This is a genomic window from Azospirillum brasilense (assembly GCF_008365405.1).
In the GTDB taxonomy this organism is placed as follows: domain Bacteria; phylum Pseudomonadota; class Alphaproteobacteria; order Azospirillales; family Azospirillaceae; genus Azospirillum; species Azospirillum brasilense_D.
Genome location: NZ_QOKV01000029.1, coordinates 25,628 through 41,721, shown reverse-complemented (window position 1 = coordinate 41,721; position 16,094 = coordinate 25,628). Strand labels below are relative to the sequence as shown.

Sequence of the window (16,094 nt, the reverse complement as noted above, 5' to 3'; positions counted from 1 at the left end):
GGCGGCGACTTGATGAGCACAATTTTTCCCGAAAAGCCGAAGTATGATCTCAGGACCAACCTAGAGCGGCCAGCGGCCTGATGCAAGGCGGAGCGGCGCCTGGAGATCATACGGGGGCGGGGCAGAAACAAGGCACGCGTCAATCGCTCTGCCGGATGACGTCCAGACCCTCCATCACCTTTGTCCATTTCAGGTTCTCGTCAGCCAGACCGGGACGGTCACGCCCGGCCCTATGCCCAGGCATGCGCGCGCAGGTGATACTCGTGGCATCCAATCCCGAGGTCACCATGAAGATGTCCGCCGCCCCTACCCGCTCCGCCGCTGCCCCTCAGATCGACCGCGCCGCTGCGGTGGTGATCGACTGGATTTCGCGCAAGGCGCTGTTCGACAAGGGGCTGCTGACCCGGCTTGAGATGCGGGTGGCCGACCGGAAATGGGTCGAGGCCGGCGCACCCAAGGGACCGCGGCCGACCATCGAGGCGGTCCAGGCGAAGGTCAACGAAATTGTCCGATCTCTGGGCGACAAGGGCCAGCGGGTCGCCCTGGAGTTCTGGGCGGCCCATGCTTTGTCCACCGCGGGCAAGCTGCGCGACATCGACGGCATCGCGTTCGCCAAGGAGTTCTCGCGCGCTGGAAAGCCGAAGCTCGCGCAGGGCCCCGAGACGCACACGCGGGTCAAAAACAAAGCTGCGGAGATCTTGACCGAGGTCAACCGTCGGCGGCCGAGCATTGAGACGGTCCGCAAGGCGCCCCTGACGGGCCTCTCGCGGGTCCTCAGCGACCGCGATCAGGAAGCCTGGGAAACTCGGCTCGCATGCGTGCAATGGAACCTTCACTGTGCCACGACCGATCACGACGGTGCGGCAGTAGCCGACTGCCGCAATGCGCTGGACCGGATTATCGACGTCGGCGGTCGGGCGGGCGCCTGGCCCTCGGTCAAGCGTCAGCCGGCGGCCGAGACAGAGCAGGTCGCCACGCGGATGCGGGAGTTCGTGGCTGCTTGAAAATTCTCAAGCTGGGCGCGCGTAAAGCCCCCGTCACCGACACAGGTTCTCCAATTGAAAATTTTCAAGTGACGATGCCGGCACCACCAACAGACCACCAACATGATGTTGAGTAGTGGTTGACGATGCCTCCTATGATGCGTAGCCTTGGCCGCGTCGCAGCGTCAGAAGAGGAGGCATCGTGACCGAGAGGACCATGACCGGCGAGGAGCTTAAGACTCTCCGCACGACCCGCAAGCTCAGCCAGGATGGACTAGCGAAGCTGCTCAACGAGCAGACCAAGCGCTCCTATGATCGCGCCAAGGTCTCGAAGTGGGAAAACGGTGTTGACCGCATCCCGGACGACGTGGCGGCGCTGCTGCGCGAGAGTTCGGCGACCGTCCCCACCGGCATTCCAACCGCCTCAACTGGCCCTGCGACGATTTTGGTCGTCATCAACCAGAAGGGGGGAGTCCAGAAAACTGGCTCCGTTGTAAATCTTGCCTACCTCCTCTCGCATAAGGCGAAGAAGAAGGTGCTGGTGGTGGACTGCGACGCCCAGGGCTCGGCCACGATTCACCTCGGCATGTACCCGCCGGACTTGGAGATCGAAGGCAAGACGCTCTTCCACGTTCTGTTCCGTAAAAAGCCGATCCTTGAATCTATCGTCACCACGTGCGACGGGCTGATTGACCTTGTCCCGTCCGGCATTTCGCTCGCCAAAGCGGACACCGAGATCGGCGCGATGACCAACGGGGAGCTGCGCCTGAACACCGTTCTTGGAGCAGTCCGTGACCGGTACGACGTAATTTTGCTGGATTGCCCTCCACATCTCGGGAAGATCACCATCTCTGCGCTGAACGCCGCGAACCAAGTGCTGATTCCGTCAAACCCGGAGATGCTCTCCATCATGGGCATCCCCGCGATCCTAGAGTCCGTCGAAGAAGTTCAGCAGACGGTCAACCCCGATCTGTCGATCCTGGGCATTCTGCCTACCCGCTACGACCAGCGTCGCAGCCAAGACAAGGCACGCATGCAGGACCTCGCTGGCGTCGCTGCGGACAATGGTTTGCACATGTTCCCGCCAATCAAAAACGCGGTGATCTACGTCGAGGGAGTCAATGCTGGCCAGCCGGCCCTTAAGCTCGATCCCAACGCGCCGGGTGCTGAGGCGTTCGAGGAAGTCATGGAAGCGCTGCTTGAGGCGGCTAAGCAGGGTAAGGAGACTGCCAATGTCGCGTAACCGGCCACAGGGCAACACGTCTATGATCGCGCGCGCGTCAGCCCGTGCCGCTGAGCAAAAGCGGGTCGAGGAGAGCGGAAAGAAGCTCCGCGAGGTCTCGGTCGATCAGATCGTACCAAACCCGCATCAGCCGCGGCGGGTGTTCGAAGAGAAGGCTCTTGAGGGCCTCGCCAAGTCGATCGCCGCCAAGGGGCTCATCCAGCCCATCACCGTCTGGCAGGCCAAGCCCGACCAGTTCCAGCTGATCGCCGGAGAACGCCGTTGGCGTGCTTGCCAGATTGCAGGGTTGCCGACCATCACCGCGATTGTTCGCGCGGAACAGCCGGATGAGGCCGCCGAAGCGCTGATCGAGAACCTCGTGCGCGAGGATCTTGACGTCGTCGAGGAGGCGACCGCCATCGCCAAGCTGCTCGACGAACACGGGATGCAGCAGGACGAGGTTGCCGCAATGCTTGGCACCCACGAGTCTGAGATCACCAGATCGCTGAAGATCCTCCGTTTGCCGAACACGGTGCTGCAGGAGTTTCCGGATTTCCGTCAGCGAGTGTCGCGCGCTCAGATGGTTGCCATTGCCGAAGCTCAGGACGAGGCAACCGCGCTGAAGCTCTGGGCCATGGCCAAGGACGGCCTGAGTTCCACGATGATCCGTGAGGCACGTAAGACCACAGGGCAGGGGGGAAAGGCGTCGTCGTCGGAGAAATTTATCAAGAGCTTCCGGGCTTTCAGCAAGGTGCTTAAGGATCTGCCCGATGAGCCAATCACCCTTGAGGACGAGGACCGAACCACCTTGCGGGAAATGCGTGACCGCATCGACGCCCTGCTCCAGGCAGAGTCGGTCGATTGAAAATTTTCAATTGGGCCGCTGCTCGTGAAGCCGGGCTGGGCAGTTGAAAATATTCAACTGCCCAGCCGTACCAAATCAGTGCGCACATGACATTCAGCGTCAATCGACGTGATCCAGCCTCGAAGAGAGAGCCTCGCCCCGGCGCCATCTGGCTGCCGGGGCTTCTTTTTCTCCCATCGAACGGAGATCGTCCTCAGGCATGCCGCTCACCAAGCGCCGAAGCGACGTGTCCTCCAAATTCCGTGCGCATCTGTTGTTGAGCGTTCTCCAACGCGCGTTTCGATGAAGACACCTCGCCCCGGCGCCTCTCTGGTTGCCGGGGCTCATTCTTTTTGGGCGCCCGGTTTCTGGCAGGGGCAGGGGGCCCACCTGACGCGCGCAGCCATGCCCGCGTGGCCCGCGAGCGCCGACGCGCCAGCAACACCTGCAGCGCTCACTGACCAAGGCCAAAGCCCGCGCGCGCGGCGCTGAGCGCGCATGGTCGCACCAACGTAGTCACCAGGCCCTGCGGCCTTGAGCGACCGGGGAAATGTCCGCGTTCGGGAAAAGGGCAGGGGAGGGGACCGAGACGGAAAGAGGATGAGGGCGCCTACGACGTGCCTTTGGTATTGCGGCTCTCGTCGCCGGCGTCGCCGCTCTTCGCCTGGCGACCACGCCAGGGGTTGGCAGGCTCTTTTCCGGCGTTCAGCGCTCGGACCTTCTCGACGTTTTCCTCCAACGGCACCGGAAGGAAAAGACGATCGAGCGCATCACTGGCGTAACCGTAGTGCAGCGCGGCCGTGCGGGTGCTGCGGTGGCCGAGCAGGGCCGCCACCTCCTCCTTACTCATCTTGGATTTGGCGTTTGCCGAAAACTGGTGACGACCGCTGTAAAGCGTGATGTGTCGCTTGCGGTGCGGCCAGATCGCCCGGTTGGCACGCCACAGCGCCTTGCGGCAGTCTGTCATGACGGTCTCGAACTGCCCTTCCCGTTGGTATCCCTGCAGCTCTTCAATCAGGTCTCGCAGGATTTGGATTCGATTGGCTGGGAGCGAACTGAGGTCGAGGCAGCGCGTCGGACCAAACGTCCGGCCCTGGGTGTTTTTGGCGTTGTTCACGACCAGCCACGGTCGTCCATCAGGACTGTCAATCTTCGCGGTAAGCCACTCGCTCGGGCGCAGGCCGGTCGCCTGACCGGCCATCAGCCACCGAAAGGCCAAGCGATTGGCTGTGATGTCGCTCGCTGGAATGCCGCTGTTCGGATCGCCTGGTTTTGCCCCGATACGCCGGCGCAGCATGTATTCCCCGAGCTTCTCCAGGTCCGCAACAGGCGCGCTTTTCTTCTTCGTGGCGACCCGAGCGGAGTGTTTCAGCGCGATGGCATCCGAGATCGCGGCCAGGCGATCCCGCGCTTCCCGAGCGGCAGGGGAGGGGGCGACCTTGTCGAAATGGTGGAGCAGAGCGGCCTTGTAGAGGCGGTAGGTGCGCTTGGTGTAGGTCTTGGCCGCGCCGATCAGCCACTCAACCATGTCCTCTTCGGTGACCTGATCGATGTCCATCCCGGCCGCGCGCCCGGTCAAGCGACGCATGCGCTCCACCAGCGCGGCGTATTGCGCGATGGTTTCGGCGGTCGGTGGATCGGGCTGGCGCGGAGTCATGGATCACCTCTTGGACGCTCAGGTATAGCCCGCCGGCGGTGAAAGCGAGGCTACGTCCATCACATGCGCGCAGGCCGGGACCGTCCCGGCCGGTGGCCGCCAAGGTTCGGGGATCCGGGGGTATCGTCACTCTCAAGACCGCAGATCGAGAGATCGCCCCGAACCCGAAGGACCCCGACCATGCGCCTCACCGCCGTCAAGCCCGCCGCCCCAACCGTCACCGCCAACAACGCCGTCGCGCTGACCCGCAGCGCGCAGGGTGCCCTCCGCGCCGATCTTCGGGTGGCCCAGACCGTCGGCAGCACGGATTTCCCGTCGTATCGTAAGGCCTTGGTGGCGCTGTCCCGCGGCAAGCTCTCCGCCGGCGAGCGTCTCTTCTCCATCGCGGCGAGCCGCCCCGAAGACCTAGCCGAGGAGCGGAAAGCCCTCGTGTCCATTAAGGGTTTGAAGTCCATCGCGCCCGCCGAAGCCACGGCCACCTTCCAGCGGTCCTGCGACCTGGGTTACGGCCGGTCGCCCGAGGTCAGAATCGACCCGCTGATCCGCCTGGCCGTCCGGGAAAATCCGGAAATCGTCAAGGACAGCCGGTTCAAGCGGGAATGGCTGGACACCCCCGAACTGGCGAAGTCCATGGCCCACGCCGTGCTGGAGAACCACCAGGCCGAGCTGGCGGAACTGGCGAAGGGTGGCCACGAGGCGCTGCATGGCATCACTCAGCACCCGGTCCACATGGAACTTGAGGCGCAAGTCATGCTGCGGGTCGAGGGCCTGCTGCCGGGCGACCATGACCTCGAAATTCGCACGACCATCCGAGAAGCCATCATCGAGCACATGCCATGGGGTGACGACGCCGACGAGTGGATGCAGTCTCTGGCCGCATGAAAAAATGGGGAAACGGGAGGAAACGCAAAAACCAAAACCCCATGAGAAGAGGCCCGCGGTCGATCCGTGGGCCTCTTCTCATGTCCGGATGCTCGGTTGTGTTGGCAGCAGTCAAACCGGCTCGGCGATGAGGCGGTGCGGCTCTTCTGCCGCCGGCTTAACCTGCGACCACTCCCAGACGGCTACGGCCTTCTCCAGCGTCTCAACGCGCGGCGTCATGTCTCCAAGGCTGAACGTTTTGGACGACACCGCCGCGGCCGTCTCGCTCTTGAGGAACAGCCAAAGACCAATCTTCCAATCCGGTGGGCATCCCGCGCCCAGCTGCTCACGAATCTGCGCCTCGTGCCGGGCATAGTCCCTGCACTTTTTCAGGATCTTGTCGCCGCTTTTCGCCCACGAGACCTCCACGAGCCAGACCCGCTTTTCCATGGGGTCCAACGCAACAAAGTCTGGGACGAACTCGCGCCCGTCCACCAATAGCGGAAATTGCGGATTGACGAAGAGCCTCTTGGCCGCGGTGAGATACAAGTACACGACGGATTCGTATATGCGGTTGACGTCCACTGCGACCCCCGGAGGAAGGTAATGAGCTTGAGCGAGGCGTACCGCAAGCAACTGCCGCTTGTCATCGAGCATCCGGTCGGTGGTACTCGGATTGTCGCTGCCTTGGTCATTGACGACAGCCGTTCAGCGTTTGCGCAGGACGGCTGGAGCATGGGAGCTACCAGCCATCCCCTCCACATCGTGGAGGGTTCCATTTCCGGAGATGGCCCGTGGCGCATTGGTCCGGCGAAGGTCCGAGTTCTGGATGAGCATGAACGCATCATGGCTTTCTGGGAGGACTGGAGCCGCACTCCGGAGCCGGCCGCCCGTGACCGAGCAGAGGAACTACTCCGCGATCTGTTGGCGAGCAGTGAAGCTGAGATTTCCTGAGGCGCGGCCGCAGGCCCAAAATCGACCGCCGGGCTCTCGGGTTTCCCAAATTCTCAAGAAATTCCCGATTTCCCAGCCTTTCCCGCGCGCAGGTGATGACCACGACCTCTCATCACCAGGGCCGCCGCCATGCCGTTTACCGCCTATCTCAACGACCGGATGATCTGGTCCTTTGATTTTGAGCCCGACCAGTGGGAGGGCCTCCGTCAATCCCACCGCCGCGGCGAGGTCGCGCTGACGCTGCCCTGCTGCGGCGAGGAACTGGACCTCGTGGCGCGTGGCGAGACCCTGTATTTCCGGCATCGCCCCGGCACGCTGTGCGACATGGTCGAGCACGCCGGCGGGGCAGGGGAGGGGGCTGATCGGGACGGCGCCGCGGCCGAACCCGCGGACCGCGACGAGCTGATGGCAGTGATCCGCTGGGCGATCCAGCGCGTCGGCTGGCGCGAGACGCAGCGTGAGGGGAGCCGCATTCCGAAAAGGGTGGAGTGCGAGCGTGACGGCCGCACAGCGGTCATCCTGCTGCAGACGCGTCGGCTGCCGGAGGACCATCGACGTCAGGCCGACTTGGTGACGCGCAGCTTCGAGACTCCCTCACTCTGGTTCTTCACCCGCAACGTCGGTATTCCCGAGGGCCTGACGCCCGAGATGGCCAACGTGTTGCCGATCGATCTGCCGGTGGTCACCCGCGATGGCAGGGACATGGTGCGCGACCGGATCGCCCGGTTTCTCGGTCGGATCGCCGATGACGCCTTCCAGTTGCCTGAGCGGCCGATCGCGCCGCCGCAGCGGGATGGTCGTGCGGAACGCCCCGGCGCGGACCGGGCCGAGATCCCAGCGCTCGACGACCCGGAGTGGATCTACACGTACCTCCACCTCCCCGACCGGCCACCGATCCTGACGCTGCGTGAGCGCAGCCGCGTGTGGGGCCTGATCGTCACCGAGCGCCATCCGCTGGCGCACCTCGGCACCTACTCGAACAGCCCGGCGGCGCCCGAACAGACGCGGTGATGTGGTAAAACACGTCCGCCCGTCAGCTCTCATTGCTTCACCGTCTAACCCGAGGAATCCGCGATGAACATCAATGCGCCCTCTTGGTTCGTCCGCCAGCTCGCCGGCCAAGCCTACGGCTGCACCATGTCCGTGACGTGGCGTGGACCCGATCAATGGATCTGGTGGTCGATCATCGCATCGGCGACGGCGTGGCGCGCACCATGAAGGCCGCGCAGGAGGAAGCGGTGGCCGTGGCCAAACAACATGCCGAACGCGGCGGCATCGTTCAGATGGACCTGTTTTAATCCAGTGCTGTGCGGTTTTTCAGGTTTTCTTCAGAGAAGAGAGACTACGGTCCAACCAAAGACCACCCTTGGTGAATTCCGTGACCGACAAAGCCCCCGATCTTACTGCGTTGACCGCAACCATTTCTGCGGCATATTTTGAAAACAACAACGTTTCGCTGCAAGACGTTCCGTCGGTGATCAACGCCGTCTACGCGGCGTTCGCCGCCCTGGGCCAAGCGCCGCAGCCGGCCGCCGAGCGGCTCATCCCGGCGGTGCCGATCAGGAAGTCGGTGACGCCGGACTACATCGTCTGCCTGGAGGACGGCAAGCAACTGAAGATGCTGAAGCGCCACCTGCAGAGCACCTACGGCCTGACGCCGGAGGAGTATCGCGCCAAGTGGGGCCTGCCGCCGGAGTATCCGATGGTCGCGCCGAACTACGCGGCGCAGCGCTCAGATCTGGCCAAGCAAATCGGCCTGGGGCGGAGTGCCGGCCGCGGGAAAGCGAAGGGCAAGAGCGCGTGATGCGCGACATGAGCCACCCGGCGCCGACCGGCGCCGGGTGGCTCATGCACTCCGTCCCGCCGCCTTGATCAGCATCCGCATGGCGGCGTCCTTGCCGGCTTCCTCAGTGTCAGCCGTGCCGCTGCCGACATGTCGATCCACGGATTCCACCGACCAACACCAGGTCACCAAAGCCTCGTCGAGCCAGGCCGTGGCGACATGCTGGCCCGCGTAGGCTCGCTGATACGCCCCCACACCGGTCAGCCACTCGACCATCCCGATCCTCCATTCTGCCGTCCAGCCTACGCTGGACGCACCTGGAAAAAAGGAGAACATTTCCGGTACGAAATCGGCGCAGCAGGGGAGGGGAGGGCGGTGGGCTTCAAACGAGTCGAGACGGTCTCCGACCACTTTCGCCACGGCATTCCGCTTGCCGTCCTGTGCCTGTCGTGCGGCCACTACGTCGAGCTTGACCCGTTGGATGTTGCCAAGCGTTGCGCCAGCCATACCAAGCCGGGAGACTTGCCGTTTCGGTGCAGCCGCTGCGGCGCGCGAGGGGAGCAACTGGCGCACGGCAAAGAAGCCCGGCGCCTGTATTACTCCCGACCGTCGGAGCAGCGTGGCCGGACGTGGTCACCCGATTCAGTCCTGTCCATAGAGAGGGCACGCTTTTACAAAGATTGGATTGAGGGTGTGGGCGGGGCCCAAGGCGCCCACACCCTCAATCCCTATTTAGCGCAATGACGCAACCCGCTCGATCGCAGGAATTCGCTTGATAGAGCGAACAACGTCATCCAGGACATTGTTGCGCAAGCTGTCGGCACTAACCGGCACACCACCACCGCTGCAGGTCTGCTGCATGTGATCGTTTGCGACGAAGTCCGCGCGTTGCACGCCGCCAAACACGTTCTGAATGCGAGCGTTTGAGCAGGAGCGCCAGGAACGGGAAACCTTGTCGCGCAGCAAGTTGTCGTAAGGCTGGATGCCCTTACCGGTTGCCTTGACCTCGAAAGCGTAGGCCAGTTCCACCCCACCTGTTGTCAGGTCATACTGGTAGCTGGCATTGCGCGGCATAAGCAGAGCGGCAGCCAGCAGGTTCACGTCCCCCTGTGAGTAGACCACCGGCTGCGTCCGCTCGGGGTCACGCCGTTCTTCCCATTGGAGCTTCTTGACGGTGACGGTCACGGTCGCGTCACCTCCGGTAACGAGCGTAAGATTCGAGGAAATTGCGCGCACCTTGGTCGCCAGATCCTCAAAGAGCAGCCGATCATCCGGCTCGGTGACCAAGCGAACGGTTATGGAGCGGTCGGCCAGCAGCTTCTTCGCTTGCTCGGGGAATACGGAGGCGACGTGCTGCCGTACTTCCTCTGCGCTGAGCTTCATCGACGGAAGGGCCGCCAGAACCATAGCCGCTTCTGGAGACTTTGGACCGCTGGTCCGGGCTTGGTCAAACACTCCTTTGACCAAGGCACTGTTCGGGTAGTTGCTGCTGGTAAGCTTTTCCAGTGACCGCTTAAAAATTAACGACTGCGCTTCAGGTGTCCCTAGAGAAGGGAAAACCTGTACGCTATCGGAATAATCAAAAGCGAGCTTTCCAGACCGATTGCCATCGGACGCCAGTTGGTCGGCATATGCCCGAAGTTCCTGCTCCTGTTCGGCAGTGATCAGTCCTCGGGCACGCATATCGGTTGTGCCGTTGCGCAACACAGCCAAGCGCCCAGGTGAATAAGCTTCGGTGAATTCGGCTTTCAAAAACTGCGGGTATTTTTCTTTGAATGCCGGGTTTTTCTCGATGATGGCACGGGCGCGGCTTCCGTATTCATTGCTTACATCAGAAAAACCGCTTATGATGTTGTATGCATCACGATCCCTGCCGGATTTTATCATTTCCTCTGCATTCGACAGGCGTTCAGCAGAGTAGTCCTTCGTGGTTTGACAGGCGCTGAGGATGACGACCATTGAGAGGGCTGCTAGGTACTTAGCATATAACATATTACTTTGCTCCTGTTTTAGTGTCAGGAGTGTATGGGAAGAAAGTTTGGATCGCCACCTCAAAGCGCTCGCTCAAATGGTATTTTTTGCACACGCTTATCTTTTTAGAACAGGTTGATAACATTATATCACTCGAAAATTTAAATGTCTCTAGTTGCCTCAATCGATTCGCCACATCCGATCCCGTGTCCGATCCACGGCGGAGCGCAACACCCCAGCCCGCACCAGTTCGTCGATATGATCCTGCGCCGTGCGCAGAGCGATGCCGAGCTTCCGGGCCACGAGCTTGACGTTGACCACCGGCACCTCGTCTAACAGGTTCAGCAGCCTTGGCAGGCCGCTGTTGCCTCGCCTGGCACGAGGCTTCGCCGGCACGTCCCGCCGCCGCCCCTTCGGCCGCTCATAGGGATCCGCGGCTGGTGCTTTCCGAGGCCGTCGCACGGTGGCGATGGCTTCGTCCCACCGCTGCCGACGACGATCCAGCGATCCCCACCGGTCTTCCTCCCGACTTCCTGCCGTGACGACCATCCGGGCCAGGGTGCCGACCCAGTCGTCCTCGGACATTTTCAGTCCGACACGAAAAGCCGCCACATCGTCGGCCCAAGCGGCGGCGACGGGCAGCCACAGCGACCGCAGGCCGCAGGCGCGCGCGAGCAGGGCCGGGGCAACCAGCTTGGCAAAGCTCGGCCACCAGGCTGCACGCTTGCCGGCGGTCAGCGCGCGGAAACGCCGGACCCAGTCCGGATCGGCGTTCAGCCCCGGCGCCGAGATCGGCAGGGACGCCTCCGGCAGTTCTTCGACGAACTGCAGCCGGTGCAGCGCGCGGGCGACGCCGGTCAGCCCTGGATCAAGAACGAGCGCCTGGTCGATGATGTGCAGGGCTTCCTCAATGATGGCCATGGCTTCGCCGTCCAGCTCATCCGGCCGCACGCCGATCTGCACCTCGGTCCACCGCGCGTAGGCCTCGGCCACCCATGCCGGGGACCATGCCGGAATTCGCTGTGCGATTTTCGGTGAACCTGAACAATCCAAGTCCTGGGCCTCGTCGCGCAGCGCCAGATCGGCTTCGAGCAGGGCTTGGGTCGAGGCGCGGGTTGCAGCGAGGATCGCGGCGATGTCCTGACGCTGATCGGACGACAGCTTGCCGCCCGCGCGGTGCACCCTGGCGACGGCGGCCGTTCCGTCCCCCAGGATTTCGTCCGCGATCCGCTTGGCGTCCCTATCGAGCTCGGCGGAGTCCACGATCTGCCGAATGGCCCTGGTGGAAATCCGCCGGTCCTGCAGCAGGTCGGTGTCCAGGCCCGTTTTCCGGGGCTCCAGACCGTCCTGAAGGTCGGACAACAGGCTGCAGAGGCCTGCGCCGAGACGCGCGACGGCCCGTCGTGGCGGATCAACGACATCGGGATCCACCAGGGCCAGATCCAGGTCGGCCGGGTCGAGGAGCTGTCCTCCCAGCTTTACGAGACCCAGGCAATGACGCCTTGCGGCGTCACGACGCTGACGCAGCGCGCGGGCGGCATGGCCGCCCGCGAGCGCGTCGAGCCGCGCTAAGGCCCGTTCCGCCGCGAGGATGTCGGGGATATGGCGCGCGGGGATCATCAGCAGCTCCCGGTGGGCGCGGCCAGTGCTTCTTTTCGCTGGCTGAACAGCTTCCGGGCTTGAGTTTCCCAGTCTTGATAGGTGTCCGCGCTGCGGAATCCCCACTGCATAACGCTGCCGTCCGGCAGAACGATGACGCTCTGGATCGCGTTCGGCCACGTCAGCATCGGGTCCACGTACGTCTGCACGAAGAACTGACCATCGAAATCGATGATCGCGAACATTGGATCCTTGCCCAGCCCCAAGTCGAAGGTCTCACACGGTTCGGCAGGCATTTCGACCAAGTGCGTTCCGGGAGGCGCCGGCACACGCGCGCCAAACGCGCGCGCCATGCTGGCCAGCGCCACGTTGATCTCCTGGCCGTTGTCCAGGACGACGCGATACGTCTCGGCGTCGGCCTGACGGAACGAATGGACCCGGTGCACCGGGTAGTTCTCCTCGGTGTCATAGCAGGTGACGTACATGATGGGAGTTTCCTCGGTTGATCCTGTCCGTCATGTGCGCGCGTCCGCACGCTCCTGATCGGCTTGTAAAGCCGACCGTAACACACTGACATTAAACGATCCTGCATACAAGGCTGAGTTGTCCGCCGTCAGTACGAACGAATTGCCAGGCTATCATGTCGAAGGTTCGTCTAATGGACCTTAGATGAAGCTTGAATTTGAGGGAAGGGCAGGGCACGCTGCCGCCGGCGCTACCGGTGCGCCGGACACGTCACCGCAAGGACCGCCGTTGCCACCCCGTTGCCGTCCGCCGGACGCCCGACCCTTACAGTTCCCGCAAGCCTGCCGCCTCCTGCTCCTGGCGGCGCACGGCGCAGCGCGGAATGGCCCGCGTCCGGACCGCCACGACGACAAGCCGGAGTCCGGTTTCAGCGCGCAGATGTATGGCGACCCCAAACGCCAACTCATCCGCGGAGCGCTTATGACCACATGGCTTGATCATTTTGTCTCGGGGGCCTTCGACCGACTGCTCGACGCCAAGCGCGTCGGCGCGTACGGGCTCGATCAGTACAGCGACGCCGACCTGGAAGCCCGCTTCCGGATCGATCTCGGAATCCACCGCGGCGACAGCGTTGCGGCCATGCGCTTGATGAACGCTATCATCGCGGCTGCCCTGCCCGGTGAGGGAGGCATGGCGAGCTTCACTCCCCGCGTCGCCCCGATCGATGCCGTCATCGTCGCAATGACCGGCCCGTTCCTGCAGACCGAAGCGGAGCGCCTGGCGGCAGGCGGCACCCCCCACCTGATGACAACGGCTCTGCAGGTGTCGCCGGATCTGGTGGCGGCCCTCGCCGGCGCGAGGGCACCGGACACCGAGGACCATATGCCGGACCTGGCGCGGGCGACCGGCTACATCGACCTGCCCCATCGCGCCCTGCTGCTGAGCGCGACGACCCAGGTGCGCGCCATCTTCACGCAGCCCGTCCCAGAGAGCGCGAACATTCGCGCGCTGGTGATCCTGACCTCGCCAGGAAGCAACCGGGTCACCAGCTATCTGTACTGGACGATCTTTGGTCCGGACGCCGGCCCGATCGGGTCGGACAACGCCACCGACGTGCCTGACGACCACCTCCGCGATCGTCTCGCCGAGTTCGTCAAACTCGTCGTCCTGTACCGTCTGTCGGTCCCTCAGGCGTGCCAGGAACCCCTGCCGTCGATCACGCCACAGACTCTGTCGGTCAGCCGCAAGCGTCAGCAACTCCAGAAAACCCGGACGATCTTCAAGGTCGTGCGTCTGTCGCCGCCGGCCGACCGTTTCGGACGTCCTAACGTGGTGCCGGGAATGGCCGGACACGCTGGTTGGCGTCTGGACAAGAGAGTTGAGGTGGATGGCCATTTCCGCTGGCAGCCTCATGGCACCGGCCGTATGGACCGCAAGCTGATCTGGAACGAGCCGTACATGAGGGGGCCTCGCGGGGCCATCCTGGCGCCAACACTGGAAAAAGTGGCCTGATGAGCGACGACATCCTCCTCCCCACCGCGATCTCCGACGATCCCATCGCCGCGATCCAGGATGATCCAGACCTGCCCGCCGAGGTGCGCGAGCAGCTGGCCGCCTACGGCAAACGCTACGCGCGCGCCAAGGCGCCGCGCACGGTGCGCGCCATGCTCGACGGCATTCGCTTGTTCGCCCTGTGGTGTTCGGAGCGCGGCCACGTCTGGCTGCCGGCGACGCCGGAGACGGTGGAGGCCTACATCGAGGAGGTCGGCTATCGCGGTTACGGGCGTTGGCGTCGTCCGGATCCCCGATCGGTGGCGCGGTACACCCGCTTAAAGGAGCGGTACGAGGTCCTGCAGCGCAAGGCCGCCCAGGAGAATCGGACGTGCCGGGCGAAGCCGCCGAAGCGCCCTGAGAGTGTCTGGTTGCCCCCGAAACCGCTGAAGCCCGCCTCGCTCCAGCAGCACCTGTGGGCCATCGCCACGGCGCACCGTGCAGCCGGTTTCGAGGATCCCACGAAGCACGACCACTCCAAGCTGGCGCGCGAGGCGCACACGCGGGAACGCGGTGCTCGCCAGAAACAGGCACGTGCGCTGAACGAACCGGATTTCGAGAAAATCGTGACTTCCCTGGACGCTCGGATTGCCGAGCACCAAGGGATCATCGACGACCTCCAGGAGAGTCACGGGCGTCTGTCGTCCCTGACCACCGGCGCCGCCCGTGCGGCCGAGGTGGCGGCGAAGATCGCGGCCGAGCGCACCGCGCTCACCTACGCCCTGCGGGACCGCGCGCTCATTCACGTCTGGCACGACAGTATGCGACGGGTGTCGGAACTGGTCGCGCTGCGCTGGGAGGACCTCGGCCGGGATGCGGATGGCAGCGGCACGCTGCTAGTTCGGAAGTCCAAGACGGACCAAGCCAAAGCGGGCAAGATCGCTTGGCTCTCGCCCGATACTATGGCCGCTCTCGATGCCTGGCGGCCGGAATGCCACCGGGTCGTCGCCACGGCGGCCGAGCGAGGTGCGGCCAAGGGCGTGCGCACGGGCACCGCCGACGAGCTGGAAGCGGCCGACGCGCTGTTCGTCAGCATCCATCGCGGTGGGGTGTCCCCCCTCTCCACCGTCGCGGCTGTGGCGATCCTGAACACCCGCGCCGCCGAGGCCGGCATCCTGCACCGATTCTCGGGCCACAGCATCCGGGTCGGCGTGACCCAGGACCTCCTGGGCGACGGCGAGGACATCGCCGGGGTCGCCCAGGCCGGCGGCTGGGACACGCCGCGCATGGTGCTGCGCTACGGCGAGCGGCTGCTGGCGGGGCGCAACGCGGTGGCGCGGCGCTGGAAGAAGAAGCACGGCGGGGAGTGAACGGTGCGCTGAACGCCTGGGGATTTTGCCATGAGCAAGCCGGGTTTTTTGCCATTACGGGCGGCGGTAACCAAAACTGCGTAAAGCTCAAAGAGCGACCGGTCCCAGCCCCCCAAGGCGCCGTTCACCCCGAGCCGTCCCCGAAAATCGGTCACACAACTGCCCCTGGACGTTTGTGGAGCATAGTCTGTGACACGGGTTTCATGACGGCGTGCAGCGGCAAGTGGGCGCCGAATCCGGGGTCACGCCATAGATACCGTGCCCTTTGTGAAGCGGAAAAGCGGGTTGAGGGCCAGACCGGCCGCCTCGGGTCAAGGCTGGCGCTGACGCGCCCCCGCCTGCGGCGGCTGCGGCCTTGCCCCGCGCCGTCCGGCCCGGCGATGGTTCGGCATGGGTCGGTCGGGACGACCGACCGCTGGGATTCAGGCGGTCGTCTCCTGAGGGGGTGAGGGCGACCAGGTGCGCCGCTGTTTGGCGACGGTCCAGATGGCGACCATCAGCTTGCGCATCGCGGCGATCAGCGCGACCTTGCCCGGCTTGCCGCGGGCGCGCAGGCCCTCATAGAAGACGCGCAGCCAGGGGCTGGCGTGCACCGCGTGAACTGTCGGCATCCACAGCGCCCGCCGCAAGGCCGCCTTGCCGATCGGCGACAGCCCCGCCCGCTTCGGCGTCTGCTTGCCAGAGTGTTTGAGGGCCGGCACCAGCCCGATGTAGGAGGCCAATGCTTCCGGCGAGCGGAACCGTGCGGGATCGTCGAGTTCGGCCACCAACCGGGCCGCTGTCGTCGTGCCGATCCCTTCGATGGAGGTCAGCAGACGGGCGACCTGATGGTCTTCGAGCAACGCCTCGATCATCGTGTCGATGGTGAGAAGCCGGGCACGCCAGAGCGCCAGA

Annotated in this window: 17 protein-coding genes; 10 read left to right on the top strand and 7 right to left on the bottom strand. The window is 64.1% G+C overall.

Annotated features, from left to right (window positions below):
- Positions 1-287: 287 nt before the first annotated feature.
- The 3 genes from DS837_RS28310 (at position 288) to DS837_RS28300 (ending at position 3,070) form a co-directional block, all read left to right on the top strand.
- Positions 288-1,004 (top strand): hypothetical protein, encoded by a 717-nt coding sequence (locus tag DS837_RS28310; protein ID WP_149167789.1) that lies wholly within the window; start codon positions 288-290, stop codon positions 1,002-1,004.
- 181 nt (positions 1,005-1,185) lie between these two features.
- Complete coding sequence (locus DS837_RS28305) at positions 1,186-2,226, top strand: AAA family ATPase (protein ID WP_149167788.1); 1,041 nt, start codon at positions 1,186-1,188, stop codon at positions 2,224-2,226.
- A complete protein-coding gene (locus DS837_RS28300; RefSeq protein ID WP_170296021.1) occupies positions 2,216-3,070 on the top strand; it encodes a ParB/RepB/Spo0J family partition protein in 855 nt (284 codons plus the stop codon). Before DS837_RS28305 ends, DS837_RS28300 begins: the two co-directional genes overlap by 11 nt.
- 589 nt (positions 3,071-3,659) lie before the next feature.
- On the opposite strand, the gene DS837_RS28295 is transcribed toward DS837_RS28300, so the two are convergent.
- Positions 3,660-4,706, bottom strand: coding sequence for a site-specific integrase (locus DS837_RS28295; RefSeq protein WP_149167786.1), 1,047 nt, complete (start codon positions 4,704-4,706; stop codon positions 3,660-3,662).
- A gap of 180 nt (positions 4,707-4,886) precedes the next feature.
- Between DS837_RS28295 and DS837_RS28290 the strand changes: the two genes are divergently transcribed.
- The gene (locus DS837_RS28290) at positions 4,887-5,588 is read left to right on the top strand and encodes a hypothetical protein (protein ID WP_149167785.1); all 702 of its coding nucleotides are present in this window, start codon (positions 4,887-4,889) and stop codon (positions 5,586-5,588) included.
- Between the two features lie 111 nt (positions 5,589-5,699).
- Here DS837_RS28290 and DS837_RS28285 read toward each other — a convergent pair whose 3' ends face one another.
- Positions 5,700-6,152 carry a hypothetical protein gene (locus DS837_RS28285; protein WP_149167784.1) on the bottom strand — a complete coding sequence of 151 codons (453 nt, stop codon included), beginning with the start codon at positions 6,150-6,152 and terminating at the stop codon, positions 5,700-5,702.
- A 21-nt stretch (positions 6,153-6,173) separates the two neighbouring features.
- Between DS837_RS28285 and DS837_RS28280 the strand changes: the two genes are divergently transcribed.
- The 4 genes from DS837_RS28280 to DS837_RS28270 all read left to right on the top strand — a co-directional run bounded on the left by DS837_RS28280 (position 6,174) and on the right by DS837_RS28270 (position 8,325).
- On the top strand, positions 6,174-6,521 hold the full coding sequence (locus DS837_RS28280) for a hypothetical protein (RefSeq protein WP_149167783.1): 348 nt from the start codon (positions 6,174-6,176) through the stop codon (positions 6,519-6,521).
- A gap of 129 nt (positions 6,522-6,650) precedes the next feature.
- Complete coding sequence (locus DS837_RS28275) at positions 6,651-7,532, top strand: hypothetical protein (protein WP_149167782.1); 882 nt, start codon at positions 6,651-6,653, stop codon at positions 7,530-7,532.
- 155 nt (positions 7,533-7,687) lie between these two features.
- Positions 7,688-7,819 (top strand): hypothetical protein, encoded by a 132-nt coding sequence (locus tag DS837_RS33160; protein WP_282187592.1) that lies wholly within the window; start codon positions 7,688-7,690, stop codon positions 7,817-7,819.
- Positions 7,820-7,899: 80 nt separating this feature from the next.
- Complete coding sequence (locus DS837_RS28270) at positions 7,900-8,325, top strand: Ros/MucR family transcriptional regulator (protein WP_149167781.1); 426 nt, start codon at positions 7,900-7,902, stop codon at positions 8,323-8,325.
- A 42-nt stretch (positions 8,326-8,367) separates the two neighbouring features.
- Here the strand turns inward: DS837_RS28270 and DS837_RS28265 are convergent, their stop codons facing one another.
- The 4 genes from DS837_RS28265 to DS837_RS28250 all read right to left on the bottom strand — a co-directional run bounded on the left by DS837_RS28265 (position 8,368) and on the right by DS837_RS28250 (position 12,359).
- Entirely contained in the window at positions 8,368-8,877 is a 510-nt protein-coding gene (locus DS837_RS28265) for a hypothetical protein (protein WP_149167780.1), read from the bottom strand.
- 159 nt (positions 8,878-9,036) lie between these two features.
- Positions 9,037-10,263, bottom strand: coding sequence for a hypothetical protein (locus tag DS837_RS28260; protein ID WP_149167779.1), 1,227 nt, complete (start codon positions 10,261-10,263; stop codon positions 9,037-9,039).
- 192 nt (positions 10,264-10,455) lie between these two features.
- Positions 10,456-11,895, bottom strand: coding sequence for a hypothetical protein (locus tag DS837_RS28255; protein WP_149167778.1), 1,440 nt, complete (start codon positions 11,893-11,895; stop codon positions 10,456-10,458).
- The gene (locus DS837_RS28250; RefSeq protein WP_149167777.1) at positions 11,895-12,359 is read right to left on the bottom strand and encodes a hypothetical protein; all 465 of its coding nucleotides are present in this window, start codon (positions 12,357-12,359) and stop codon (positions 11,895-11,897) included. The genes DS837_RS28255 and DS837_RS28250 overlap by 1 nt, the downstream gene beginning before the upstream one ends.
- 460 nt (positions 12,360-12,819) lie before the next feature.
- Here DS837_RS28250 and DS837_RS28245 point away from each other — a divergent pair, with 460 nt between their 5' ends.
- Together DS837_RS28245 and DS837_RS28240 are read left to right on the top strand one after the other, a co-directional pair.
- The gene (locus DS837_RS28245; protein WP_149167776.1) at positions 12,820-13,851 is read left to right on the top strand and encodes a hypothetical protein; all 1,032 of its coding nucleotides are present in this window, start codon (positions 12,820-12,822) and stop codon (positions 13,849-13,851) included.
- Positions 13,851-15,200 carry a tyrosine-type recombinase/integrase gene (locus DS837_RS28240; RefSeq protein ID WP_149167775.1) on the top strand — a complete coding sequence of 450 codons (1,350 nt, stop codon included), beginning with the start codon at positions 13,851-13,853 and terminating at the stop codon, positions 15,198-15,200. The genes DS837_RS28245 and DS837_RS28240 overlap by 1 nt, the downstream gene beginning before the upstream one ends.
- Before the next feature lie 422 nt (positions 15,201-15,622).
- Here DS837_RS28240 and DS837_RS28235 read toward each other — a convergent pair whose 3' ends face one another.
- A complete protein-coding gene (locus DS837_RS28235) occupies positions 15,623-16,054 on the bottom strand; it encodes a transposase (RefSeq protein ID WP_149167774.1) in 432 nt (143 codons plus the stop codon).
- Positions 16,055-16,094 lie beyond the last annotated feature (40 nt).